Here is a 23,777-nt window from a genome sequence, read left to right on the forward strand (position 1 = left end):
CTGGCATCGTTCTTCCCATGTTCACAGGCATTGTTCAAGGCATCGCGCAGGTCGCGGCCCTCACTGACCGACCCGGTCTGCGCAGCTTCACCCTGGCCTTCGCGCCGGGCTTCTGCGAGGGGCTGGAAATCGGCGCCAGCGTGGCTTGCGACGGCGTTTGCCTGACGGTTACCCGGCTTGTTGACGCCAACCAGGCCGAGTTCGACGTGATGCAGCAAAGCCTGGCCCTCACCACCTTGGCCGGCTTGCAACTCGGTAGCCGCATCAATGTGGAGCGCGCCGCCCGCGACGGCGCCGAAATCGGTGGCCACCCCTTGTCGGGCCATGTGGACTTCATGGCCACGCTGGCCAGCATCCGCCGCCCCGAGAACAACCATGTGCTGCGCATTCAAGTGCCCGCACCCTGGATGCGCTACATCTTCAGCAAGGGCTATATCGCCATCAACGGCGCCAGCCTGACGGTGGCCGAGGCCGACCGCAAGGCCGGCTGGTTCGAAGTCTGGCTGATCCCCGAAACCCTGCGCGCCACCACCTTCGGCGAGAAGGCCGAGGGCGCAGCGCTCAATATCGAGATCGAGCGCCAAACCCAGGTCTTTGTGGACACGGTGCGGGATGCGCTGGAAGAAAAGCTGGGTCCTTTGCTGCCGGCGCTGGAGAAGTTGCTGGCGGCGCAGGGGCAGAGCTTGGATGCGTTGGCTGAGCCGGTGAAGTTGGCGAAGTCATAAAGCGCAGGCGGCGCTTCGCGTTGACCATTTCGGGTCTGCGTGAAGCTTAGTCGGTGTCGGAGTCGTCTGTGTCCGAGTGGTTGCCAAGCCCGTCTTCAAAGAAGTCCAGCGCATCACCCTGGCCGCCGCCTCCGGAATGCTGAAACACACGCCGTGAGCCTTTACGTTTTTGCTTTTCAGCAGTCGCACGCTCGACATTCCAGACGAGGTTATTCCCGTTTCTTCCTTGATAAGTCGCTTTGGAAGGCTGGTTCTGGGCTGCTGCGTTGATTTGGCGTTCGAGCCGTTCCTCGACTTTGGCAGTGGACTTGCTGGAAGTCGGGTGGGCTGATGTTTCTTTGTGCTTGTCGCCTAGCTTGACGCCTAGCGCTTGAGTGCGATCCAGTATTTTTCCATCAGGGCAAGGGCCGTTTTTGTGGAAAGCATGCCCCCGGTCGCACATCAGCTGCGCTGCTTCCTGCTGCGGCGGGGCGGACGCCAATGCGCTGAAGTTCGGGCTTAGGCAGCTGCCGCAAGCGCAGCCGCTTTCGTGGGCGCCGCTGGCCTGCTGCAAGGCGCGTTCGCCCATTTGATCAGCTTCGCGCTCCAGTGCCTCATCGTCGTTGATGTTGGTGCCCTTGAGCTGCCGGGTTGAGCTCACTCGGCCTTGTGCTTGCTGCACCAAGTGCCAGGCTTCATGAGGCAAGTGCTGCTCTTGGCCGGGTCCCAGGTGAATGTCCTGTCCCTGGGCATAGGCCAGTGCATTGAGCTGCGCCGGCTTGGCGGAATTTCGATGCACTTTGACGCCACCCAGATCCACGCCACTCAACTGGCTGATGCCACTGGCCAGCGGGGCTGGCAACGCGCTGCCATGGCCGGCAGGCGCGGCGGCCTTGAGTTGCGCCATCGTCTGGCGCTGGGTGCTTTGCCGTGAACTGCGGTCGACGGCTTCGCTAGCCAGGGCCGGGCCGCGTGCGGTTGGCGCGCTCTCCTGGCTGTGCTGGTGAGGAAGTTCATGCTTGACGCGTGCTTTCATGCTGCTGCTCCCGAGAGTCAAAGAATCAGATTCCTTTTTCCTTGTCCTTCTTGATACCGCCAAACCACTGCCCGGCGGCAGACACCCCGCCCGTGTAATCGCCTGTTTCCCAGCCATTCTCAATCGCCACCACGGCCTCTGCCGGAATGGTGGAACTCAACACTTCCTTGTTGCGGTAGCCGCTTTGGATGACCTTGCTACGCCGGGCTTTCATCCACTCTTCGTCGAAGTCAGTCTCGGGGCGGCGGATGATGTGACCGCCTTCTTCCTCCGGCGCCATGGCCCACTGCGCGCGGCGGTGCTCCGGATTGAGTTTGGAGAGATCGGTGACGATGCGGGCATGAGGCGTGGTGTTGGTGTCCTTTCTGCCTTTGACACCGAAATTGAGATGGTCATTGCTCAGAATCGGGTGCTGGGTGGCCGTGTGGCTGAAGGCGAACTGATTGCCGCCGCCGCCATAGCTTTGCTGCAGGAACTCGCGCTCCGGCGTGCCGAGGTCCTGCCCCAGCTTGCCGCCATCGCCGTAAAGGCGCGGCTTCTTGCGGCCGATGTCAACCTGTGAGTGCGTGCTGATGCCCGTGGAGCTCAGATCTTTGCGGGCGTCGTCCGGCCCCAAGGCGGCAATGTCGTATTGATTGAGTTCGCGCCGCACAAAGCGCGACATGAAGACACCATTGTGGCCCTTGACGTAATGCTTGCCATTGTCCGGTCGCTTGAAGACGCCGTCTTCTTCCGCCCCGTAATAGCGTTCGCCATCCAGGTATTGCTCATCGCTGAGTCCCTCCTTCTCCTTGAGTCCGCGTATCGTCAGACCGTATTTCTTGCGGGCGGCCTCCATGCTGCTGTTGTAGGCGCTGTCCATGGTGTCGGCCTGGTCCTTGTGGCGATCAGGCAGCCAAGTCTGCCTGGCGACTTGCTTGTCCGCGATGCGTTGTTCGCGGGCTTGCTTGATCAGCACCTCGATGCGTTTTCGCTTCTCTTCGTCGTCAATCTTGCTCAGGTCAATGCGGCCTTTGAGTTGAACGGTGGCGCCCGGACCCGCCGCGGCAGCTGGCGCGGTGCTAGCAGGGGATGGGCCGGCCATCAGCTGGGTCATCAAGGCGCCTTGAGCCAGCTGGCGGGGGCTGTTGTTGGCCTCTGTGCTGGCGCCAAAACTCTCGCTTCGCACCGAGGCTGCGCTGCTCAAGGCTGCGGCTTGCAAGGGCTCTCGCTCGGCGTGGTTGACTGGGGCGTTTTGTCTTTGCTTCATGGCGGCTTCACCTTGGGCTTGAACAGGGTCCACAAGGCCAGCGCCAAGAGCAGGCCCAGCATGACAATGGTCTGCCCGCTGCCTTCACGGACTCGGGCCAGCGCCGGGTCGCAGTGCAGCAGCATGGCGCCGACGATCAGCGTGGGGACGCCCCCCAGCAGGGCGTAACGCCCGTATTTGGCGCGCAGTTCGCAGCTGAGTTGCAAGAGCAGCACGCTCAGCAGGCCGATCAGCAGCAAAACCTCAAAGGCCAGGCGCACCCACCAGCGCTGGATGCAGACGAAGCTGCAGATGGCGCTGTCCAGGCTATTGCCGGCTTGGCTGCTGAATACCGCCAGCAAGCTCTTGGCCGCCTCGGGTGACCAGTACTGGCCTGCCAGCGGCAAGGGCCAGAAGGCGATGCCGCCGAAATTGTCTTCGGCGTAAATCAGGTCATCGTCGAGTTGCTGCTCATCGGCTTGTGGCAGCGACAGCAGGGGAACGATCTTGCGCAAGAAGATGCGGCGGTTATTGCCGTGCAGTTCGGGCGCGTTCTCGATCAGGGCGCGCAGGCTCTTTTTGTTCAGCTTGCTGGGTTCTGAGAGCAGCACGATGAAACGCAGCGTGACCTGGCTGCTGGGCTCGTAGCCGCTGGGAGTTTTCGATTCGGCGATGCGGTCTTCTTCCATGCGCGGCTCTTCCACCGCCTTGATGAAGTCGAACAGGCGAGCGATGTCATAACTGCCAGTGAGGCCCAATAGATGATCCGGCACGACGATGTTGAGCGCATAGGGCCGGCCGCCCTTTTTGAGTTCCGCCGCCATGGCCAGTACGAAGCGGTGGAAGAAGTCCTCGAAGCGCGGGCGCAAGGGATCAGTTCCGGCGGGCGCTTCATCAAAGAATAGGGTGATGCCGTCGCCCAAGGTCTGTACCTCGCCAAAGCCCGGCATGGCGGCTTTGGCGCGGGAGGCGAGGTCTTGCATCGCGGTGTCGATCAAGGCGCGCGCCTGCGGCGGGATTTGGTCGAGCATCCTTTGCGTCAAAGCCGCGCGCTCTCCGGCGGGCTCGGTGGCCAGAAATTGCCAGTCATTGCGGTAGATGGTGAAGTCAATCTTGCTGCCGTGGCGCCGGGCCTCACGAATGAACTGGGTGTGAGATTCCGGCCAGTCTTGCGGCCGGGCATCGGCCAGGCTTTCGCCAGCGAAGCCCAGGGCGAAGAAGTTGATGCGGTTGATCATGCTGAAGTCGAGCTTGTTCGCATCCGGTGCGGGCGCCAGCCAGGCGGGGTAGAAGGCGATGATCGGCTGGGTCAGGTCATCGCGCAGGCAGGCGCAGTCGGCACCGTCCAGCACGATGGGTGTTTGAATGCCGACCGGGTGTGCCGGCTTGGCCGCGGCCAAGTTGATCACGGTGCGCCGCAAGTCCGGCGGCAAGATGCTGGGGGCCAGGTCTTGCCAAGCCAGGGGTTTGTTGGCCTGGGCCGGTGCTGGGGGCTTTCGCGCCAGTGCGGCCCAGTCGGGCGGGCAGGCGCGGGCGAATTCGCTGTCGCTGGGAGGCGTTTTGCCTTCTTTGGCGGCGCTGCTGTTCAGCAAAGCACGGCTGAATTGGCATAGCTGTGCGTCCAGCGCGGCCTCGAAGAGATGGCGGGTCGGGTATTCGACGCCCAAAAGCGGCTGCAGGATTTTCTCAATCTGCTTGAGCTGCGCGGCGGGCAGCACAGGCATGTCCTCTGCGGCGGCGGTGGCTGCGGTGGAGGAGGAGGGGCTTGCACTTGCCGCACCGGCTGCGGGGCGGGCGGTGGCCGCATTGCCTGCTGTTGATGCTGCGGAAACGCTGGGTTCGCTACTGGGTAGGGGCTCAGTCCCTTGCTGGGCGGCTTGCTGCGCCGCTTCGGCGGCAGCCGCGGCCTCCGCCGCTTGAGCAGCTTCGGCGGCTGCCGTCAACTGCTCGACAAAATTGGCGGGCAGCTGGTAGGTGGTGATGGCTGTGTGCGGCGGCTCCGGCGTCAGGCCTTGGGCGTCCGCCGCGCTGAGCGTTTTCAGCGGCGGTGCTGGCTTGGGCGCGGACGCGCTGCTTGCCGCTGCTGAGGGTTTGGTGGCGCCAGGTGCGCCACTGACCTTGAGTGTGTAGGCTTGGGTCACGCTGCGCCCATCAGCGTCGCTGAGCCTGACCTCAAAGGCCTGGGTTTCGGGTTGGCTGGGCTTGCCGAAGATGGCGCCGGTCTCGCTCAAGCTCAGGCCTAACGGCAACTGCCCCTGGGCGAGGGCAAAGCTCAGCGGTGCTTGTCCGCCCAGGGCCAGGATTTGGTGCAGATACTGGCGCCCCACCAGGGCCGAGGGCAGGCGTGCCGTGCTGATGTCTAAATTGAAGGTGGGGTTGGGCAGGCAGTTGGCTGTGGCGGGTTTGGCCGAGCTTGCAGCGGAGGCTGAGGCGTCGCTGCTACAGGCTGGCAATGCGGGCGCAAGGCTTGCCGGCTTAGTGCTGGTCGAGGCCACGGCAGACGAGGCCGTGCCGGCAGTTGCCGGCGCGGATGTCGCGGTGGATGCTGGCGAGGACACTGGCGCAGGCACTGGCGTGGAAGCGGGCACCAAGGGCAGTCCAAGCAATCCCAGCGCCAGGCCCAGCAGGGCGGCCATGGGTCGAGGCAGCCGGTGGTTCATAAGGTCTTGCCTTCCTTGCGCAGTTCTTTGGCCAAGCTGGCGCGCAATTCAGCCGGCAAGATCTTGTTGCGTTGTTGGCGCCTAGCGCTCAGGGCGGCATGGCGAATCACATTGGCAATTGCCCCGCCCGAGATTTCGTACTGTTCCGTCACCTGCTTCAGATCCAACTCGGGGCTGAGGTAGTCCGCCGCCAGCATATTGCGCCACAGGCGCAGGCGCTGTGGCGCATCGGGCAGGGGGAAGTACACCATGCTTTGGAAGCGGCGCGAGAAGGCTTCGTCCAGATTGCCGCGCAAATTACTGGCCAGTATGACGATGCCGGGGAAGTCCTCGATGCGTTGCAAGAGATAGGCAATCTCCTGGTTGGCATGGTGCTCGTTGGCGGTGTTGGCGGCGCTGCGCTTGCCGAACAAGGCATCGGCCTCATCGAAGAACAGAATCCAGTTGCGGCTCTCGGCTTGGTCGAACACGCGGGCCAAGTTCTTCTCCGTCTCACCGATGAATTTGGACACCACCATGGACAGATCAATCCGGTAAACATCCGCCGCGCACTTCTGCCCGATCAAGGTGGCGGTCAGCGTTTTGCCGGTGCCAGGTGGGCCGTAGAACAGCGCGCGGTAGCCGGGCTTGAGGCTGCGCGCCAGGCCCCAGTCCTGCATCAAGCTGCTGCCCCAATTCATCCAGGCCGTCAGCTGCAAGACTTCGTCCATCACCTCGGGGGCCAGCACCAGATCATCCCAAGTCAGTGGGCTGGTGATGAGCTTGGCGGGAAACTGGGCGTTGAAGTCTGGTTTGTCTTTGTGGCCGGTGCAAAGCAGCTGCAGAGTCTCGGCGCTGAGCGCTAGCGCGCCGCTGAGCTGTGGCTCGGCGGGCGCCGGGGTCAGCAGCTGCAGCACGTTATGGCGGGCAAAGGCGTGCTGTGGGTCGAACAGGTTCAGCAGCGCCAAGCGCGCGGCCAGGTCTTCGCCGGCGATGACAAAAGCCGCTGTTTCGCCGGTCGGCAAAAAGCCGCCATGGCCCAGGGCCTTTTGCCCGCCAAACTCGGTGAAGCCGCGGTCCAGGTTTTGGTTGCGCATGAAAAGCAGGTCCAGCGCGGCGGGGCGCAGATGGGGGCACAGAGCCAGGGCCAGCAGCGCCCGCTCGGCCTTGTCCAGCGCCAGTTGTGTGATCAGCTGGGCCAGCTGGCTGGCAGGGTCCAGCTGCGGGGGCTCGGGCGCCTGGGCCAAACCGGCGCCGCTTTGCTGAAAATGCTGCTCAAGACGCAGAGTCAGCACCTGGCCGAACCAGTCGAGTTCCTGGCTCAAGGCCTGGGCGTGGATGGGATTGCTGTCCATGGCCATCAGCGCCAGTCCACATGCAAGGCGCCGCCCATCCAGGGCAGCTTGATGAGGGAAAAACTCCAGGGCAGGCGGTCCAGCAGCATGTCGTAGGCACGGGGCTCAACGCTGAGCCGCCATGCTTGCCCCGCGCCAAGGCTGGGGTTTGCTTCATCGCCTTCGGCGGGCTTGAGCCTTTGCAGCCGCGCTTCGCGCAGCAAAAAGCTGTCACGCAAGCCTTGCACCGAGGTCTTGCCCAGCGCCTTCCAATGCTCAATCACCGAACCCAGCAAACCGTTCAGCAGCTCTTCCTGCGCCGCATCGATGGGTTCGCACAGCGGCAACAAGCTCCCCGGCGCCGCGCCGCACAACAGTTTGGACAGCACCCAATCGGGTTCCTCGCTCTGCCCCGGGCCATGCACCAGGGCCTGCAGGCAAAGTACCGCTCGTGCTCGTGCGGCTTCGTCGATGAATTGCCGGGCTTGCGTCAGCCCCAAGTGGCCGAACAGGCGCTCGGCGTAGACGGCCAGCAAGACCTGACCCCCGTCGCGCACCCAGATGACTTCGCTTTCCTGGCTATTGCCGCCGGCTTTGTCTTGGCGCTGGCGGCTTGGCGCGAATGTGGGTGAGCTGGCGGGTGGCGGCGCAGTGCCAGCCGCCCCGGCTTCGGCCAGCAGCAAAGCCTGGTGTTTGCGCAGCATCGCCCGGTCGGCGCCCAGACCGTCGATGAACAAGGCCTTGCAGAGTGTTTGCCAATGGCTTTGCAGGGCGCGCACGGGGGCTTGCAGCTTGTGGCTGAGTACTTGCAGCAAGCGGGTCGAGCGTTGCCGCAGGCTTTGCGCCGCGGGGCCGAACTGGGCTTGTAGGAAGCGCCAGCGTTGTGGCTCGTCAAAAAGCTGCAACCAGCGCTCGCAGGCCGGCCGGGTTTCCAGCAGCCGTGCCAGGCGCAGGCGTTCACACCAGCCCCAGCGCTGGTGCTGCAGGCGTTGGGCCAGGTCTTGCAGGATGGTGTCGGTGCTGTTGCGCGGGCGCTTGCCTTGTGCCGCGGACTGGGGCGGTGGTGCAGGCACCGGGGGCGCGGTGGCGTTCTTTCTGGCGGCAGCCTTGGCTGAGTTTGCGCTGGCTTGCGCGGTTACTGGCACTGCGGTGGGCGCTGCGCCTGATGGCTGGCTCGGCGCGTCCTCGCCTTGCCAGGCCTGCCAGGCGGATTGCCACAGGGCTTGCCAGCCGCTGTGCGAGTCCGGCATACGGCGGCCGCTGGCCACATGGGCCAGGCTGGCTTCCAGCAGCAAGGCCTGCAACTGGCTCAGGCCCGGGCGCCCGGCAGCGGGGCATTGACTGAGCATGCGCAAGGCTGTCTGGCGCAAGGAGTCGGCCCATTGCGGTGGCGCGGGCTGCGGGACGGAGGCTGGGCTGATGCTCTTGGCTGTGCGCGCTGGGCCTGTGTCGGCTTGGGCCAACAAGGCCATCACTTCCCACAGCGTCGGCGCGTCCAGGGCCAGGCTCCATTGGCGGCGGCTCTGTCTTTGCTGGGCCCAGCTTTGCATTGCCTGGCGCAAGGCCTGCGGGCGGATGCGCAGCAGGGGCATTAGCAGGCCGCGCATGCGCGCTTGCTCCGCCGGGTGGCTGCGCGCGCGTGACAGGCCCAAGCGCAGCCGTGCCAGGGCGGCGTCCCAGGTGTGGGGCGGTGCGGCGCTTGGGTCGGGCGCAAGCGGGCGGGCTTGGCCGTCGCTGTCTCGGCCCGGTCCTTGCTGCAGGCCTTGCAAGAGGTAGCGGGCCAGCGGCTGATCCTGCAGGGCAAGGGCCGAATCTGGCGCCGAACTGGCCATTCGCGCGCTGTCCTGGCGGACCCGACCGGGCTCGGCTGCTGCTGTTGGCCCGGCGGGCGCGCTATCACCCAGCCCCTGGGCTTGCGCTTGTCGCAAGGCTGCTAGCAAGGCGCGCCGGCGGCTGGCTTTGAGGCCGCCGCCGCTGCTGCCCCACAGCGCTTGCAAGGCGGCTACCCGGCTGGCTTGTTGCAAGCGGCGCTGCTGGCCCCTGCTGAGCTTGCCGCTGGCATGCAAGGGCGCTAGCCAGTGTTGGTCTAGCAGCAGCAAGCTATGGGCCAGTTGCGGGTCGCGCTGTGCCAACAGGGCTTGCAAGCCGCTCAGCGGCGCAATGCTGGCTAGCCGGGCCTGCACCGCCGCGGCCTCAGGCAGTGCCTGCAAGGCAGTCCAGAACTGCTGGCCTTGGCTGCGCACCAGATGCAAGACGGTGTCGTTCAGGCTGCGCGCGGCCTGGCCGCTCATTGCCCAGTGGGCATGGCCATGCTGAACAAAATGCAGGAACTGCGCCAACTCATGGGCCGGCGCGCTGTGGGTGCTGAGCCCAGCCTGGCCCGGCTCTGCCAGGCGGCAGCGGTCCAGCGCCAAGTCCAGGGCCTGCTGCAACTGCTGGGCCCATTGCGATTCTTCGTCTTGCAAGCGCAGGGTGCCGAGATCGAGTGCCAGCTTGTCGATGTGCCAGACCTGGCCCGGCTGGCCGTGTTGGCCCAGGCAGCGGTCGAAGGCGTGGCTGATTTGCGCCAATGCGTCGGTCTTGAGGAAGCGGGCCAGGCGATCTTGCTCGGCCCAGGCCGAGCGGGCACTGGCAAAGTCAGCCTCCCAGCACAGGGTTTCGATGCGATGCGTGGATGCCCTCATGGCGCCGCCTCGCAAGTTTGCAGGAACTCCGCCAATGCTTGGGCGCGTTGATTCAGGCGGACGCTGGCGGTGGCTTGCCTGGCAGGGTCTTCGCTGCTGGCCAGCGCCGCCTGGCAGTGGTCGATCTTGGCGATCAGCCAGGTTTGGTAGAGGCGCTCGAACTGCTTCATCTGCGCCAGGCTCAGCCACAGCAGGCGGCAATGCAAATGCGCAGGGGCGGCTTGCATCGCCAGTTGGCGAGCCAGGGCGCGGAAGCGTGCATCGGCGCAGCGCGCCGTCCAGGCCGGGAAGACCAGGCTGATTTGGTGGCTGAAGAAGGGTGGCAGCTTGTCGAGCTCAGCGTCTTGCTCGGGGCGCAAAAGCACATGCTCGACCAGATGCAGGCCCTCGCAGTCCCGCTGCAGCTGGCAGTCGGCGGAATGTAGTTGCAGGGCCAGGTCCTGCGCGGCTGCCAGGTCCTTGGCCTGGGCCAGCGTCAGCTGTTCATCGGGCAATTGCAGCAGCAGGCTGATAGCACCCTGGTCCGTGCTCGCAAACTCAAAGTGTTCGGGCCACACGGCGGCGCGCAAGACGGCGGGCAACTGGGGGCCACGCAAGGCCGGGATGTGCTGAATCAGGGCGGGCCAGTCGGGCGCTTGGCTCAGGCGCAGATCTTGCGCGCGCAACTGGGGGCCGTGATGACTGCGCGTGCTGCTGGCCGTGGGGCGCTGACGGTTTAGCTTGAGGGTGAGGGTGGCGGCGGCCTCATTGAAATCCAGGCCCAGGGCCTCCAGCGGCGCCAGCGCGCCGCACAAAGGGCGGCTGTGGCTGTGGGCGAAGGCCAGCTGCAGGCTCAGGCGTTGCTGCAAGACACTGGTATTGCTGCTGGTGTTGCTGTCAGTGCCCTGGGCGATGGAGCGGCGGCTATAGTCGAAGGCCGCATGCCGGCTGGCAGTGAAGCGCAGCACATGGGCGGCCATCTCTTGCTTGCGGCTCAGCAGATGGGCGGCCCAGGCCTCGGGGCCGAAGTAGCAGGGCAGGCCTTGCAACTCGCTGAAATCCAGGGCCTCGCCGTGCAGGGCCAGCAGATGATTCAGTACCCGCATCTGGCGCTCATGTTTGTCGTCAGCCGCCGCGCTGAGCTGCGCTTCCAGCGCCTCGGGCGAGTCGAGGTAGAGCGAATCCATGCCCGGCAACTCTGCATCGCGCAGCAGCGCCCACCAGTAGCTGGGCTGCGCCCCGCTCATGTGGCTGTGTCCGCCGTGCTTGGCCGACTTCTCCTTGTCGGTCGCGGCGCTGATGGCGTAGAGCTGCGGCAGGTGCTCGGCCTGCGCTTTGGCCTGCGCCAGCCATTGCTCCAGCAAGGCCAGATAACCCGTCCACTGCAGCCGGCCCGGGCCTTGCTGTTGGTAGATATAGGGCAGCTGCTGGCTGGCCGGGTAGTAGCTGGCATGGGCTTGCGCGCGCAATGCCGATGGGGGCGTCGCGCTAGGCCCGGCTATCTGCGCAGCCAGCGGCTGCAGCGCTTGCAGCGGCCGGCGCGCCGTTTGCACATCGCGCAGATGCCGCAGCAAGGCGTCGACCGGGATTTGGACGCGGTTCTCTTCGCGCAAATAGGACTGATCGCTGCCGGGACTGCCTGCGCTGGATGCGCTGCCTTGGCGATAGACGCGCCAGCCTTGCAGATCGGCCGGGCTGCTGGGCCAGCGCAGGGCCAGGGCCCAGTCGCTGCCGCGCCAGTCCAGCATGGCGTCTGTCACCGTAGCGCCGTCCACCCGCAGGCTCAGGCGGGGCAGGCCCGCCACGCCTTCCAGGGCGCTGAGCCGGCGTGCCAGATCGCTGAGGTAGAGCTGAGGGGCGCGGCCTTGCTGCAGCGTGGCATCGTCGATGCGACCCAGGCTTTGCGGTGGGCCGCCCTCGTCATCGGGATCCCGCAAGCCCTTGCTTGCGTTGACAGCTTGGCGCTGCGGGCGGGCGGCGATGAGGTCGTCGCAGCGCAGCATGGCTTCGCCCAGCAGATCCAGCAGGTCGCGGCTGCCTTGCACCTGGATCTGCAGGTCGATTTCCAGCCAGCGCGGGCGCAGGGCTTGCGGCATGCCTTGCAGATCTTCGCCCAGATTGCGTTGCGACCAATAGGCGCGCGCCAGGCTTCTGGCTTGGGCATGGGCTTGGTCGGGCGCAGTGGGCATGGCTGCGCCTGGGCTTGAAGGTTTGGGCGCCGCGCTGCCCAGCAAGCTCAAGCGCCACAGGCCCAGGCCGGTGCCGCTGGCGTCACGCAGGGCGCGGATATTGAGCTGGCGGGCGCCGGGCAACATCTCATGCAGGCTGCGCTGGTAGTCGTCTTCGCTGCAGGGGCGGCAATGCAGCACGGCAGGCGCCGGGTGCAGGGCGTAGTCTTGCCAGTCTTGGGCGCTGGCGGCCTGATCCAAGCCCAGCAGTTCGGGCACACTGCGCTCATTGCTGTAGATGTCTTCGGTCAGCGCATAGCACATCACTTCCAGCAGGCTAACGCCGGGATCGTGAAGGTTGTAATCGGTCCACAGCTCGCCGCTGGCGGCCTGCGCATGGGCAATGGCTTGCTGGCGCAGCCCATCGAAGCTCAGCGCGCTGGGGTCAGTGGTGTCGGCGGGGCTTGGGGTCGAGGCGAAATTGGCAGCCAGCTCGCCCAGCGGCGCTTCGGTCTGGCGTGACCATGGCGCCAGCCTGGCGATACTGCTGAGGCTGCGCGTCATGGCGTGGCTCCGTGCTGGCCTGCTTCTGCCGCGCTTGCTTGCCCTGCAGGCGCGTCGGGCGCTTTGCCGCCCATCAGCGGGTCGAACCAAAGCTGGGTCAGCTGCACTTTGATCTGGCGGCCCTTGCCGAAGTTGCAGGCGCTGCGGATTTCCAGCCGGTAGCGGGCATTCTCACCACTCGTGCCTTTCCAGCGCACTTCCAGCCGGTCGCAGCGCCGGCCCCACCAGGCCTGGGTCTGGCGGATGCCGCGCCGGCATTGGAAGCGGCCGCGCAGCCAGTCGAAAAACTCGTCAAAGCGGCCGCCAAACCAGCCACCACCGGGGTTGAAGGCGTTCAGCGCGATGGCGTGCAGCAGGCCGAAATGACCACTGCCCAAGAGGCCGGCGCCGGCCACCACTTCAAAGCCCTGGCAGCCTTCGAGTTCTTCGGTCAAAGGCTGCCATTTGCCATTGGCAAGCGCTGTTTTGACCGCGTAACTGCCGACCCGCCCGCTGCTGCGCACGGCGCCCTGCACATCCAGGGCGGCCTGGGGCTGCAGGGTGCCGATGCCAACACCTTGCTCGCGGTTGAGGCAGAGCTGGGGTTGCTCTTCATTGCCGCTGTGCAGCAGCAACTGGTCGGCATCTTTGCTCAGGCTGACGCGCCAGCGGGGCATGGCGGGGTCTTGCTCGCGGTAGAAGCTTTGTAGGTGGTGGTAGCCGTAGGGCGCGTAGATCTCATCGCCGTTCTTGACGGATTTGCTGAAGCCCTCGTCGCTCATATTCAGCATCGAGTCGATCAGCTCGGCGAAATGCTCCTGCGTCGGCAGCTTGCCGTCCGAGAAGTAGTTCTTCAGGGTCTCGCGGTTCTTGCCTTTCATGCACCGGCCCTCCCGATGATGAAGCTGCCACCCAGGCTGAGCCGGCCCAGGCCGCTGACTTGCGGGCCGCGGTGGCCGGGCTCGGGCTCAAGATCGAGCTGGTGGCCTCGGGTGGGCAGGGCCAGGCTGCAGTCTCTGAAAGGCCTGACGACCTGGTTCGCGGCTTGCGCGGCGGTGTCACGCAACTGGTAGCGGCCGTTGTCGTCACGCACGATTTGCAGCAGCGAGACCTGGCCCACCGTGTCGACCGCGTCTTGTGCGCGCAGATGGGCTTCCACCTCATCGCTGCGCAAGCTCCAGTCGAAGCGGGCGGTGATGCCGCTGGGCCGCCAGGGCGAAAGGTAGTCGCGCAAGATTTGATTCAGCTGCCGCAAGCGGTCCCCGGCTTGCACGCCGCGTTTCAGGCGCAGGGCGCAACGTACTTGGATGCGTTCGTAACTGGCATTGCGCACGATGATGCGCGCGCCGGGCGCGCAGCGCTGGGCCAGGAATTGCTGGATACGGGTGAGGGTGGCGGCGTCGAGGCGGCGCGCTTCGGTGCCGTCCTCGGCAGCGCTGCCAAGGTTGACGATGGCCGCGGGCACCACGGTGACGACGATGCAGCCCGCTGCCTCCGCGCCTGCGCCGGCCTGGCCCTGGGGCTGGCAGCGCAGCTTGAAGACCTCGGGAAAGGCTTGCAGCACCAGGCGCTCGACATCCCAAGGCGTGCTGGCGCGGCCGCGGTGGCGCAGGCGTTCAGCGGCCCGGGTACGCAGCTGGCTGAGGTCTTCCGCCGGGCGGGCGCCGAAAGAGGCCAGTGGCTGCTGGATGCTTTGCAGGCCGGGCAGTGGCGCTTGGCTGGCTTTGATGCTGCCGGGGGGCAGGCTGGTGTCTTCAGCGCTGGCTGGCTTGTCTGCGGATGCAGCTGCAGCAAGGCCGTCCCGTGTCGGCACAACACGGCGGGCGCTGATGGCTTGGGCCCACAGGCCTTGCAACGGGGCCAGGCGGTCCAGCTGGCTGTCGGCCCCCAGGCGCAGCCAGAACAAGCCGGGCGGCAGATCGGGGCAGCCTTGGCTCAGGCCGCTGGGCAGATCCAGCATCACCAGGCCGGTGCGCAGCAGGCCCAGCGTGCTGTCCAGCAAAACCCGGTGCGGCTCCAGCTCGCGCCAGCCTTCGCTGCACCAGGCGGCCCAGCTGAATTGGCGCGGCGCGGCCAGCTCGCCGGGGCTGTCTTGCGCGGCGGTGGCTTGCAGCTGGAACAGCAGGCTCAGCACGCCGCTGGCTTCGGGCGCAGCGCCCTCCAGTGCCGGCGCGGCCAGGCCGATCAACAGCTGCCCGGCGTGGGCCCAGCGTTGCAGCACCGGGCTGCCGCCCTTGCTTCCACCTAGTCCGAGGCGCAGCGGGCTCATGCCGAAGGGGGTGAGGTGGATCAGCTCGCTATTGGCCGCGGCGGGGTTGATGGTTTCGCAGGCGCGATAGCTCAGGCTGAAGCCGTCCAGGCAAGGCGTGTAAGGCTCGGCCGGCAGGGCCGCCGGCTGCAGGCCGCGGCCCAGCTTGGCGCGGGCATTCTGGCTCAGCACCTCGGTCAGCAGGCGGGGGTAAAGGGCGTGCCCGAAGGCTTGCGGCGGCTCGGCCAGACTCAGGCGGAAAAAGCCTTGCTGGCTGGAGAGCTTGTAGACGAACTCCTGGCCCGCGGCCAGCGGATGCGGGCGATGCAGGCGCAGCAGATCGGCCTTGGCCAGCATGAGATCTGCGCCGGCAAAGTCGAGGTTGGCGGCGTTGCCCGAACTGTCTGCCAGGCTTGCATTGCTCGTCGGGCCAAAAAGACATTGCGGCGGGCTCAGCGCCTCTCGCCAGCGCCCACCTGAGAGTACGCTGAGCTGGCATTTGAAGCGCTCCGCATCCCAAGGCCCTTCGGGATAGCCTTGGTAGTGCGCGGCCAGATCCAGCCGATTGCCGACGCTGGGCAGACCGCTCCAGTGCAGTTTCAGTGTCAGGCTGTCGAGGGGCTTGCTGAGCAGTTCGCGGTGGATGAAAACCAGATAGTCGCTGTGCTTGGGCAAGGGCCCGAAGGGTTGGAAGGGTTTGCTGGGGTCCAGCCGGCCGAGCTGGTTGTGCAGCTGCAAATTGCGCAGCTCGCTGGCCTGCACCTGCAAGTCCACCAAGTCCAGCTGCAACTGCTGCATCAGGCTGGCGCCGAACATGCGGCTCTGGTTTTGCAAGCGCAGCTGCAGCACCGGCAGTGTGGGCCAGCCGGCGCCATGCTGCTCGGGCACGCAGGCGCACAGCGGCGGCTGATCGGGGCGCAAGCTCAGGGTGAAGCAGATTTGGCCCGCGCCTGGCGGCTGCTGGGGCCTTGTCGTCTTTGCTTTCGCTTCCCCCTCCGGCTTCTTGTGTTCGGCGGGCTGCAGGCCGACGAAGAACTCGTCATCGATGCGCAGCCAGCCCTCGGGCACGCTGACCTGGGCTTGCCACATGCCGCGCAGCAGACGCTCAAAGATCAGTTCGCGCTGCGGTGCTGGCGCCAGCGCGCTAGCGCCAGATGGCGTTTCAGCAGAATCCCCTGGCGCCCCGGCGCCGCGCGTGCGCAAGGGGAAAAGCAGCGAAAGCGGATCGTCCACATCCACCTCGGCGCGCGCACTTTGCGCCAAGACCTTGCGCACATGCGCTTGCAGCTCGCTCAAGTCCGTGCCTGCCAGCGCCATGCCCGGGTCGCATAGCCAGGCGGCCAGCAAGCGGCCCAGCGCTTGGTATAGCTCGGGCGCTTGCTCGCACGCATGGCAGCGCGCCAGCAGCGCGGCGAGTCCGCCCTCGCTTTGCGCCGGGTGGCGCAGGCGCAAGCGCACTTCGATGTCACGCTGCCCTTCGCTCAGGGCCAGCAAGGGCGAAGCAATCGCCAAACCTTGGCGGGCATCAGCCGCGCCCGGCCCCTTGGCGCCGCCCAGCACCGGCCAGCTTGGCGCGCGCGGCTGCGCGGCATCACTGGGGCTAGGCGGTGGGATGTCGGTGGCCACCGCGCGGGTGGCGTAGCCGAACTCCAGCTCGGGCGAGATCATGGGGCTGCTCTCCAGCCGCAGCGTCAGCAGGCGCGCCACTTGCAGATTGCTCAACTCCAGGGCTTGCTCGGCCCGGAAGAGCGGGGCCTGGCCGGCGGCGTTCTTGGCGGCGACGAAGAGCGTGTCCGGCGTGATCTCCACCGGCTTGGCGAAGCGCGGGTCACGGCTCAGGATCAGGTGCACCCGGTCGGGCTCGGCCGGGCGCAGCGCAAAGCCCAGGCGCTCGCGGTAGTAGAAATCGGTCAGCCGCTCTCCAAAGCGATTGAGCGGCGCGCGGCTGCGTTGGATCAGTTGCAGATGCGCCAGCAGCAAGCCCATGGCGGGCTCATGTCGGCCGCTGCACAAGCTGGCGGGCAGGGCGGCCTCGGCCAGGCGGGCGAACTGGCGCAGCGCCCGGCACAAGCCCAGCCAGAGCTGGCGCAGATCGCGCTGCGCTGAACTGGCGCTGCTGCTAGCGTTGGCCGGCGGCTTGCTGATGGCGGGCCAGTTGCGTTGCCAGCTGGGGTGGAGCGCAAGCAGCGCGGACTCGGCCTCGCCCCCAGGCGCTTGCTGCAACTCGGTGTGCGCCAGGGCCGCGGCCAGCAAGGGCCCGAGGTCCACGCTGATGCGCAGCTGCATGGCCTGGTTGAGCGCCAGTTCGGGCGCTTGCGTTTGCAGGCTGTGGCACCAACGGTTGATTTGCTGGATCAGGCTCAGGCAATGCTGCCACTGCTGGGCCGGTGCGATCCAGGCGAAGTCGGCCAGCACGCGGGCCTCCAGGCGCTCGATCTGAAAGGCGGCAATCTCGGCCAGGATGAAGCTGCTGTCCTGCGCCAGCGCCTCGGCCCAGCTGCCGCCGAGATGGCCACGGCCATCGGCAAAGGCGAGCTGCCCGGCCTGCAGCAAAGCCAGTCGCAAGCGCAGCGCCAGCGGCCACTCATCCGGGCGGAAATAGCCGGGCAGCAGTGCGGGGCTGAGCCGCTCGTCTTGTTGGGTGCCCGCGCGCATGCTGTGCGTGCTGGCGGCTTAGACCGCCCGCACCGGGTTGGAGGCCTGGTCCAGATAGAGCGGGTAGACCAGGTTGTGGCGGGTGTTGGTGCTGCGCACCCGGTAGATCAGCTGCAGCTGCAGGCAGGCCCAGTCCTGCTCGGAGATATGGGCGTCGATCTGCTCCAGCTCGACCCGGGGCTCGAAAAACATCACGGCTTTTTGCAGCATGTCTTTGGCTTCGGTGAGGGTCTGCTCATTGAGTTCGGCAAACACCAGGCGGTGCAGATAGGTGCCGTAGCTGGGCTGCATGACGCGCTCGCCGCAGCGGGTGGCGAGCAGGATGCGCAGGCTTTCCTGAATGTCTGCCAGGTCTTCCACCATCAGCACCGCTCGCTTGGCGTCAAAGCGTGGCGGGAAGCTCCATCCGCGGCCTAGAAACGACATCACTAACCTCCAATCATGACGGTGAAGCAACCCAGCGCCACATTGCCGCCATGGGCCGTGGGGTCGCCGACCCGGGCGGCCGGCTTGGAGCCGATCATGACCGTGGTGGAACCCATCACGATGCTGTCCGGTGGGCCCACGCAAACCGCGTTGTCGCCGACCACTGCCGCCGGCAATTTGCCGATCAGCACGGTGGGCACGCCGGGCCCGATGACCGGCCCGCCGACATGCGGAATCGGCGGCAGGCCAGGCGTCTGCATGGGGCAGACATGCATATCGGTGAGGCGGGCGGCGGGTGGCATGGTTTGGCTTGGCTCCATCGTGGGTCAGTTGATCATCACCATGGCACCCTTGACGGTGGTCTGGCCGCTGGCCGATAGCTCGGCGGTGGCCGTGCCCTTGAGGGTGGCGCCCACCTGGGCTTCGGCGCTGATATTCATGCCGGCCAGCTTGACGTCCATGTCCGCCTTGATGCTGACGCCTTGGGTGGCCGTGAGCTGAATATTGCCCGTGGCCTTGAGGGTGATGTCCTTGGGGCTGTCGAGCGCGATGCCGGCGCTGGAGAGCTTGACGGTATTGCCGTTCTGGTCTTTGAGCAGAATGCTTTTGTCCTTGTCGTCCAGCACCATCTGGTTGCCGCCCGGGGTGCTGAGGGTGATGATCTTGTCTTCCTCATTGAATTCGAACTTGTGCTTGCAGCGGGTCACCAAGGCCTTGGTATTGTTCTCAGCGGCCAGGGCGTAGGGCGGGGCGTGCTTGCTGCTGTAGAGGCTGCCCAGCACCACGGGGTGGCTGGGGTCATTGTTGAAGTGGGCCAGCACCACCTCGTCGCCCACCTCGGGCAAGAAAAAGCTGCCGAAGCCGCTGGAGGCATGGAACTGCAGCAGCCGCGCCCACACGCCTTCGGTGCTGGCTTGCAGGGTGGGCAGCTTGACCTGGATCTTGTTCTCGCCTTCCGGGTCGCCGTCGAGCTTGAGTACCACGCCGGTTTGCAAGCCGCTGACGCCGGGCAGCAGGCCGGCATTGGGCATGTCCATCACATCGGGGCGGCTGGCATGCCAGGTGGGCGCCAGGCCGAACTCGGCGCTGCTGATCCAGTTGCCATCACTCAAGTCATGCTGCACCGCGCTGACGAAGACATCGCCATTGAAGCGCGCGCCAACGCCCGCCAGGGTGATCAAGCTGCCTGGCACGGCCAGGGCGCTGCCCTGAAAACGCATCTGGCCGCAGATGCGGGCCAGACCCGCCTTGCTCTGCACCGCCTTGCTCCAGGCATTCAATTCGTCCTGGCTACGCGGTGCGCAACTCTGCAGCGCCAGCGTGGCTGGGGAGGCCACCTTGGCCAGGGTCTTGCTGTCCAGATCGCCCTGGGCATTGAGGGCTTGGGGCTTGGCATCATCGCTTTGCACCAGGGCTTGCGCCTTGGGGTCCCAGGCGCTGCACTGTACGGCGCTCCATTGGCGGCGGGCGTCGATGTCGGCGTCCAGCTCCATCAGGTCTTGGCCCCAGGTCAGGCACATCACCGGCGCGCTGCTGGTGTCGGGCGGCGCCACCTTGACCTTGCCGGCCTGCACATTGACCAGCCAACCCAGGGCATCGGCGCGGGCCAGCATGAAGTCCCAGTCGCTGCAGTGGTATTGCACGATCTCTTTGTGGGTGATCGCGCTGCTGCTGACATCGGCTTGCAGGCCGGCATTGCTGATCAGGCTTTGCAAGATGTCGGCGTCGCTTTGCTCCACATAGTTGGCACTGCGGCGGTCCAGGCTCATCTTGCAAGCGGCGTCGCGGCATTCAACCACCAGGCGGCAGTCGTTGCTGCTGCTGATCTTGAGGCCGTGGCGCACCACGATGCCGCTGAAGATGGAGGCTTCCTGGTCGCCATAGCCGCAGCTGATCTGGATGGCCGTGCCCGGCTTGAACAGCTCGCCATCGCTGAGCGGGCTTTCGTTCTTGGCCATATCGCCGTCGGCCAGCACCAGGCGCGCCCAGGGCAGGGCATTGAGGGCATGGCGCACGCTCAAAGAAATCAGGGCCAGGTCTTGCTGCGCTTTTCCTGCGCAGCTGACGCTGATGCGCAGAGGACCTTCGGCATCGAGGAGGGGCGAGGGCGCGCTCATGCTGGGGCTCGGGCTTTTGCTTCAGGCCAGCGGCGGAAAGTGCAGCCGGGTGCCCGGGGCGATGCGGCGGAACTCACGCAGGCCGTTGAAGCGGGCCACTTCCGGGTAGTAGCGGCTGTCGCCGTAGATGCGCAGGCACAGCAAGGGCAGCGTATCGCCTTCCACCACTTCCACCGCGTGGCTGAGGTCGGGGCTGGAGCGGTTGGCGCGCAGCTGCCCTTCGGCTGCCGAGACAAAGCCCAGAAAAGCCAGCTGCGCTCTGGCCCGCAGCGGCGCGCCGCCGGGGCTGAACAAGGTGTACTGGGTGCTGATGGACTGCAGGCGACCGTAGAAAATCAGCGTGCCCCAGAGCAGCTGCACATGGTTGGGTTCGTGGAACTCGCCGTTGTAGTTGTAGATGATGCGGGACATGGCCTCGATCTGCCCGGCCACATCTTTGGGCACATCGCTGCCTTGCGGATGCGGCACCACGCCGGTGCCGTCGAAAACCACTTGGAAGCTGATGGTGTCGGGGTTGACCGCATTGAAGCGGCCGGGGTTGCCCACCTGGCCCGGCGTGCGCGTGGTGTTGTAGCAAATGCTGCGCTGGTGGGTGAATTCGGCCGGGTTGATCACCAGCTTGTAAAACTTCTTGTCTTCGACATAGACCTTGCCGTCCTTGCCCACCGAACACCGCGTGATGGACAGGGGTTGCTTGGCTCCCGAGGCGGGCAGGGCGGTGGCGGCCATGGGCTCAACGCTCCCGCAGCTCTTGCAAATGGCTGCTCAGCCAGCGCCGGCATTCGGCCAGGATTTCTTGCTTGAGTTGTTCGCGTTCGTCGCAGCCTTGCGTGTCCTGCCCGGCGCAGCTGCCTGACTTGGGCGCAGCCTCATCCCCCGAGTCTTGCGGGGCTTCAACGCGAGCCTTGAGCAGCAGTTGGCGGACTTCGATGGGCATGGCTTTGAAATTGCTAAGGTTTCTCTTGCGCGGTGACGCGGTTTAGGTCGAGCTGCAGTACTGGTAGGCCAGTTCGATCTGCTCGATGGCGGCCTCATTGCTGGTCGAGTTGAAGGGGTCGATGTCCCAGCGCACCGGGTAGGCATTGCGGCACCACCACACCAGCAGCGGGTCGCCGGCGGCGTTGATCAATTGCACCTTCACGCTGGCCAGCTTGATCGGCTCGTTCAAACCGCCTTCGAGCACCTTGCGGCACCATTTGACGAAGGGGGACTGGCGGTCGATCAGGCCACGCTTGAGCTTGAGGCGGCGCGCTTTGGGGGCGGTGGGCAGCTGATGGATGAAGCGGTTCTCGCCCCCTTCGGCCACGTCTTCCGTCTCCAGGCTTTGTTCCAGGCCCGACACCTCTTGAAAGGAAGACTGCACGGCCGAGCCTGCCTCGGGCAGGCCGAAGAACTCGACCTTGAAGGCGAAGGCAACCGGCAGGTCCTGCAGCGAGGCGGCAGGACCGCTGCCTTTGGCGGCGGACGGCTTGGTGGCCATGCGCGGCTCAGCCGTTGGCGATGGTCAGGCCTTCATGGGCGATCTCGATGGATTCGACCGCCACCTCATTGCCCTCGGCCTTCAAGTCGGTGCCGGTGACCTTGGTGGGCCAGGCATTGTTGAGGGTCCAGACCATGGTGGGGGCGCCGGCTTCGTCGAGCAGGCTGATGGTCACCGGCACGCGCTTGATGGTGTTCATCTTGATGGAGTTGAACCAGTCCCAGAATTTGTTGTCGGACTTGAACACGCCCTTCTTCATCGTGACATTGCCGAACTTCTTCAGCCCCGGCATCTTGATGGCCGAGAACACCGGGCTGTCGCCATGCCGGTATTCGATGGGCTGGGCTTCGGCGTCCAGGCCGGACACCTCCTCAAACGACATCACCGCTGAATCCCACTTCACCTGGAAGTAGAACTTGGGCAGGGGCCAGACATTGGTGGATTGCTTGCTTCCGTCATCAGCCATGATTTGCTCCGCGAAGTTTTCTTGAATGCTGTTCTGTGGGGCTTATGCGGCTCGTCTTGCTCAGCCGCGCTCAGGTCGGGCGGCCAAACCTTGGATGAGCTCGCATGCGCCCGTGCAGGGTCTTAGGACTTGGGCATCTGCTGCTGGAATGTGATCTCGATGAACTCGGCCGGTCGCACCATGGCCACCAGCACGGTCACCCGCAAAATGCCTTCCAGCACATCGTCGGGCGTCATGGTCTCGCCTAGACCGACGTGCACGCTGAAGGCGTCTTCCGGCACGGCACCCATCAAGCCGCCGCGCTTCCAGATGCTGGTCAAGAAGTTGGTGATCATGCTCTTGATGGTGACCCAGGTATTGGCCACATTGGGCTCGAACACCATGGCCTTGGCGGCAAGCCGGCAAGACTCTTCCAACATGATCATGGTGCGGCGCACATTGATGTAGCGCCAGTCCAGGCTATTGCCGTCCAGGGTGCGGCCGCCCCAGACCAGCACGCCTTCGCCGATGAAGCTGCGGATGGCATTGATGGACTTGCCCTGGGCGGTGACGTTGAGGTCCTCCTGGTCCACCGCCGAGATGCTGACCGTGGGCGAGATCACGCCGTTCAGGCTGACATTGGCCGGTGCCTTCCACACACCGCGGGTGTTATCCACCATGGTGTAGACCCCGGCCATGGCGGCGCTGGGGGCGAGGATGTTGAGCTGGCGGCGGATCTCGGTGAGGATGGTGTTGAACACGCCGCTGGCATTGGCCAGAGTCTTGTTCAGCAGGGCGTGGCGCGATTCCACCGCGGCGGCCAGCTCGGCCGTCGTCAAGGGACAGGGCAGCAGGGCTTCGGCCTCGTCCCAGGCCTTGGCGGCGGCGTCTTGGGCGGCAGCGTCGCCGCCGCCGGCTTTGGCCTTGTCGATGGCGGCCTGGCGGTCCGGGTCTTGCAAGGTGTTCTCCACCGTGCTCAGGGCCAGCTTGGCGGCCTCGGGATCACCGGCGGCGGTGAGGGCGGCTTGGGCCTCGGTGACGGCGGTGTCGGCGGCACTCGTCTCCTCAGCCGTGGGGGCGGGTTCGGTCTTAGCGGCCAGTGCGGCCTGGGCCGCCTTGGCTTCGTCCAGCGATTTTTGTGCGGCCTTGGCTTTTTCGATGATGGCCTTGTAGCGCAGGGCGGCGCGTTCGGTTTTGGCCAAATCGGCGGTGATGCCTTCGATGGCGTCAAACAGCGAGCGCTGCTGCGGCTTGCTGGCGTCCGGGCGGGCGTCGGGCAGTTTCAGCTCGGCGCGTAGCAGTTGCTTGACGGTGGCGGCGCTGCTGTTGGCGATGTTCTCAAAGCTGAGTTCCTTCTCGCCCACCACACCGGTATTGAGCCAGGGGTAGTAGGCCGAGGCGAAGTTGAGGAAGTTGATGCCCAAGCTGTTGCGGAATTTGGCCACCGGGTCGCCGTCGGGTTCCGGGCTGTTGCGGGCCTTGTCACCGCCCCAGACATCCAGAATGGCAACCCGGTTGCGCATGCGGTCGCCGCAATGCGAGAGCATGGCTTGCTGGATGGCGGTGCAGGTGTCACGGTCGAAGCGCACCGCCTCGGGGATCACCAGCATGGTGGGCTCTTGCTCCTTGAGCAACTCGTCGATGCCGGCGGTGAAGGCATCGGCATCAAGCTCTTGCGTGTAGTTGCCGACCGAGACGATGTAGCAGGCGCCGCCATTGTTCTGGAAGAAGTGTCGCAGGGCGTTGTAGAGACCGTAGTCCCCGCCCTTGCTGCCCTTGACCTTGCTGAGCATGTAGCCGGCGGCGCTTTTGGGGTCGTCAGCCCTGGTCTCGGCGCTGAAGTGGCTGTCCTCGCCGGCGGCGACGGCCTTGACCTCAAACAGCGGCTTGGGAGAGCCACCGAAATACTGGGCGTACTCGCCCATGGAGCTGATGCGCCAGGGCTTCATGCTCAGGGGCGTGTTGTGGTTATCGGCCTTTTCCGTGTAGCCGATGAAGGCCGGCACGGCCGTGGCCACTTCGACCACGGAGTTGGGAAAGGCATTCTTCTCGACGATATAGACGCCAGGCGTCTTCATTGCAGCCATCTTG

The 23,777-nt window shown here is 65.6% G+C and carries 17 protein-coding genes; 1 reads left to right on the forward strand and 16 read right to left on the reverse strand.

Going from position 1 to position 23,777, the window contains the following annotated elements; all coding sequences use genetic code 11:
• The first annotated feature begins 17 nt into the window (after nt 1–17).
• Nucleotides 18–725: a riboflavin synthase subunit alpha gene (locus AABB87_RS08310; RefSeq protein ID WP_341970798.1), complete on the forward strand. Its 708-nt coding sequence runs from the start codon at nt 18–20 to the stop codon at nt 723–725.
• Nucleotides 726–771: 46 nt separating this feature from the next.
• Here the strand turns inward: AABB87_RS08310 and AABB87_RS08315 are convergent, their stop codons facing one another.
• The 16 genes from AABB87_RS08315 to AABB87_RS08390 all read right to left on the reverse strand — a co-directional run bounded on the left by AABB87_RS08315 (nt 772) and on the right by AABB87_RS08390 (nt 23,773).
• Complete coding sequence (locus AABB87_RS08315) at nt 772–1,803, reverse strand: eCIS core domain-containing protein (RefSeq protein WP_341970799.1); 1,032 nt, start codon at nt 1,801–1,803, stop codon at nt 772–774.
• Nucleotides 1,766–2,989 (reverse strand): hypothetical protein, encoded by a 1,224-nt coding sequence (locus AABB87_RS08320; protein ID WP_341970800.1) that lies wholly within the window; start codon nt 2,987–2,989, stop codon nt 1,766–1,768. Before AABB87_RS08320 ends, AABB87_RS08315 begins: the two co-directional genes overlap by 38 nt.
• On the reverse strand, nt 2,986–5,628 hold the full coding sequence (locus AABB87_RS08325) for an Ig domain-containing protein (RefSeq protein WP_341970801.1): 2,643 nt from the start codon (nt 5,626–5,628) through the stop codon (nt 2,986–2,988). The genes AABB87_RS08320 and AABB87_RS08325 overlap by 4 nt, the downstream gene beginning before the upstream one ends.
• The gene (locus AABB87_RS08330) at nt 5,625–6,962 is read right to left on the reverse strand and encodes an ATP-binding protein (RefSeq protein ID WP_341970802.1); all 1,338 of its coding nucleotides are present in this window, start codon (nt 6,960–6,962) and stop codon (nt 5,625–5,627) included. Before AABB87_RS08330 ends, AABB87_RS08325 begins: the two co-directional genes overlap by 4 nt.
• Nucleotides 6,963–6,967: 5 nt before the next feature.
• A complete protein-coding gene (locus AABB87_RS08335) occupies nt 6,968–9,625 on the reverse strand; it encodes a contractile injection system tape measure protein (protein ID WP_341970803.1) in 2,658 nt (885 codons plus the stop codon).
• A complete protein-coding gene (locus AABB87_RS08340; RefSeq protein WP_341970804.1) occupies nt 9,622–12,336 on the reverse strand; it encodes a hypothetical protein in 2,715 nt (904 codons plus the stop codon). Before AABB87_RS08340 ends, AABB87_RS08335 begins: the two co-directional genes overlap by 4 nt.
• A complete protein-coding gene (locus AABB87_RS08345; RefSeq protein ID WP_341970805.1) occupies nt 12,333–13,196 on the reverse strand; it encodes a hypothetical protein in 864 nt (287 codons plus the stop codon). The genes AABB87_RS08340 and AABB87_RS08345 overlap by 4 nt, the downstream gene beginning before the upstream one ends.
• The gene (locus AABB87_RS08350; RefSeq protein WP_341970806.1) at nt 13,193–17,218 is read right to left on the reverse strand and encodes a hypothetical protein; all 4,026 of its coding nucleotides are present in this window, start codon (nt 17,216–17,218) and stop codon (nt 13,193–13,195) included. The genes AABB87_RS08345 and AABB87_RS08350 overlap by 4 nt, the downstream gene beginning before the upstream one ends.
• An 18-nt stretch (nt 17,219–17,236) precedes the next feature.
• Nucleotides 17,237–17,644, reverse strand: a complete 408-nt coding sequence (locus AABB87_RS08355; protein WP_341970807.1) for a GPW/gp25 family protein — start codon at nt 17,642–17,644, stop codon at nt 17,237–17,239.
• Between the two features lie 2 nt (nt 17,645–17,646).
• Nucleotides 17,647–17,946 carry a PAAR domain-containing protein gene (locus AABB87_RS08360; RefSeq protein ID WP_295076437.1) on the reverse strand — a complete coding sequence of 100 codons (300 nt, stop codon included), beginning with the start codon at nt 17,944–17,946 and terminating at the stop codon, nt 17,647–17,649.
• Nucleotides 17,947–17,970: 24 nt separating this feature from the next.
• Nucleotides 17,971–19,761 carry a type VI secretion system tip protein VgrG gene (gene vgrG / locus AABB87_RS08365; RefSeq protein ID WP_341970808.1) on the reverse strand — a complete coding sequence of 597 codons (1,791 nt, stop codon included), beginning with the start codon at nt 19,759–19,761 and terminating at the stop codon, nt 17,971–17,973.
• A 21-nt stretch (nt 19,762–19,782) separates the two neighbouring features.
• The gene (locus AABB87_RS08370) at nt 19,783–20,490 is read right to left on the reverse strand and encodes a CIS tube protein (RefSeq protein WP_341970809.1); all 708 of its coding nucleotides are present in this window, start codon (nt 20,488–20,490) and stop codon (nt 19,783–19,785) included.
• Between the two features lie 4 nt (nt 20,491–20,494).
• Nucleotides 20,495–20,698, reverse strand: coding sequence for a DUF5908 family protein (locus AABB87_RS08375; protein WP_341970810.1), 204 nt, complete (start codon nt 20,696–20,698; stop codon nt 20,495–20,497).
• A gap of 42 nt (nt 20,699–20,740) precedes the next feature.
• A complete protein-coding gene (locus AABB87_RS08380) occupies nt 20,741–21,241 on the reverse strand; it encodes a phage tail protein (RefSeq protein WP_341970811.1) in 501 nt (166 codons plus the stop codon).
• A gap of 7 nt (nt 21,242–21,248) precedes the next feature.
• The gene (locus AABB87_RS08385; RefSeq protein WP_058719365.1) at nt 21,249–21,707 is read right to left on the reverse strand and encodes a phage tail protein; all 459 of its coding nucleotides are present in this window, start codon (nt 21,705–21,707) and stop codon (nt 21,249–21,251) included.
• 122 nt (nt 21,708–21,829) lie between these two features.
• Entirely contained in the window at nt 21,830–23,773 is a 1,944-nt protein-coding gene (locus AABB87_RS08390; protein ID WP_341970812.1) for a phage tail sheath C-terminal domain-containing protein, read from the reverse strand.
• Nucleotides 23,774–23,777 lie beyond the last annotated feature (4 nt).

The sequence above is a fragment of the Roseateles sp. PN1 genome, from assembly GCF_038419725.1.
Classification (GTDB): Bacteria; Pseudomonadota; Gammaproteobacteria; order Burkholderiales; family Burkholderiaceae_C; genus Paucibacter_A.

What these genes read in the sequence shown, in the direction of transcription:
- AABB87_RS08310 (WP_341970798.1), top strand. Translation starts at nt 18, where the DNA reads ATGTTCACAGGCATTGTTCAAGGCATCGCGCAGGTCGCGGCCCTCACT.
- AABB87_RS08320 (WP_341970800.1), bottom strand. Translation starts at nt 2,989, where the DNA reads ATGAAGCAAAGACAAAACGCCCCAGTCAACCACGCCGAGCGAGAGCCC.
- AABB87_RS08325 (WP_341970801.1), bottom strand. Translation starts at nt 5,628, where the DNA reads ATGAACCACCGGCTGCCTCGACCCATGGCCGCCCTGCTGGGCCTGGCG.
- AABB87_RS08330 (WP_341970802.1), bottom strand. Translation starts at nt 6,962, where the DNA reads ATGGACAGCAATCCCATCCACGCCCAGGCCTTGAGCCAGGAACTCGAC.
- AABB87_RS08335 (WP_341970803.1), bottom strand. Translation starts at nt 9,625, where the DNA reads ATGAGGGCATCCACGCATCGCATCGAAACCCTGTGCTGGGAGGCTGAC.
- AABB87_RS08340 (WP_341970804.1), bottom strand. Translation starts at nt 12,336, where the DNA reads ATGACGCGCAGCCTCAGCAGTATCGCCAGGCTGGCGCCATGGTCACGC.
- AABB87_RS08345 (WP_341970805.1), bottom strand. Translation starts at nt 13,196, where the DNA reads ATGAAAGGCAAGAACCGCGAGACCCTGAAGAACTACTTCTCGGACGGC.
- AABB87_RS08350 (WP_341970806.1), bottom strand. Translation starts at nt 17,218, where the DNA reads ATGCGCGCGGGCACCCAACAAGACGAGCGGCTCAGCCCCGCACTGCTG.
- AABB87_RS08355 (WP_341970807.1), bottom strand. Translation starts at nt 17,644, where the DNA reads ATGTCGTTTCTAGGCCGCGGATGGAGCTTCCCGCCACGCTTTGACGCC.
- AABB87_RS08360 (WP_295076437.1), bottom strand. Translation starts at nt 17,946, where the DNA reads ATGCCACCCGCCGCCCGCCTCACCGATATGCATGTCTGCCCCATGCAG.
- vgrG (WP_341970808.1), bottom strand. Translation starts at nt 19,761, where the DNA reads ATGAGCGCGCCCTCGCCCCTCCTCGATGCCGAAGGTCCTCTGCGCATC.
- AABB87_RS08370 (WP_341970809.1), bottom strand. Translation starts at nt 20,490, where the DNA reads ATGGCCGCCACCGCCCTGCCCGCCTCGGGAGCCAAGCAACCCCTGTCC.
- AABB87_RS08375 (WP_341970810.1), bottom strand. Translation starts at nt 20,698, where the DNA reads ATGCCCATCGAAGTCCGCCAACTGCTGCTCAAGGCTCGCGTTGAAGCC.
- AABB87_RS08380 (WP_341970811.1), bottom strand. Translation starts at nt 21,241, where the DNA reads ATGGCCACCAAGCCGTCCGCCGCCAAAGGCAGCGGTCCTGCCGCCTCG.
- AABB87_RS08385 (WP_058719365.1), bottom strand. Translation starts at nt 21,707, where the DNA reads ATGGCTGATGACGGAAGCAAGCAATCCACCAATGTCTGGCCCCTGCCC.
- AABB87_RS08390 (WP_341970812.1), bottom strand. Translation starts at nt 23,773, where the DNA reads ATGGCTGCAATGAAGACGCCTGGCGTCTATATCGTCGAGAAGAATGCC.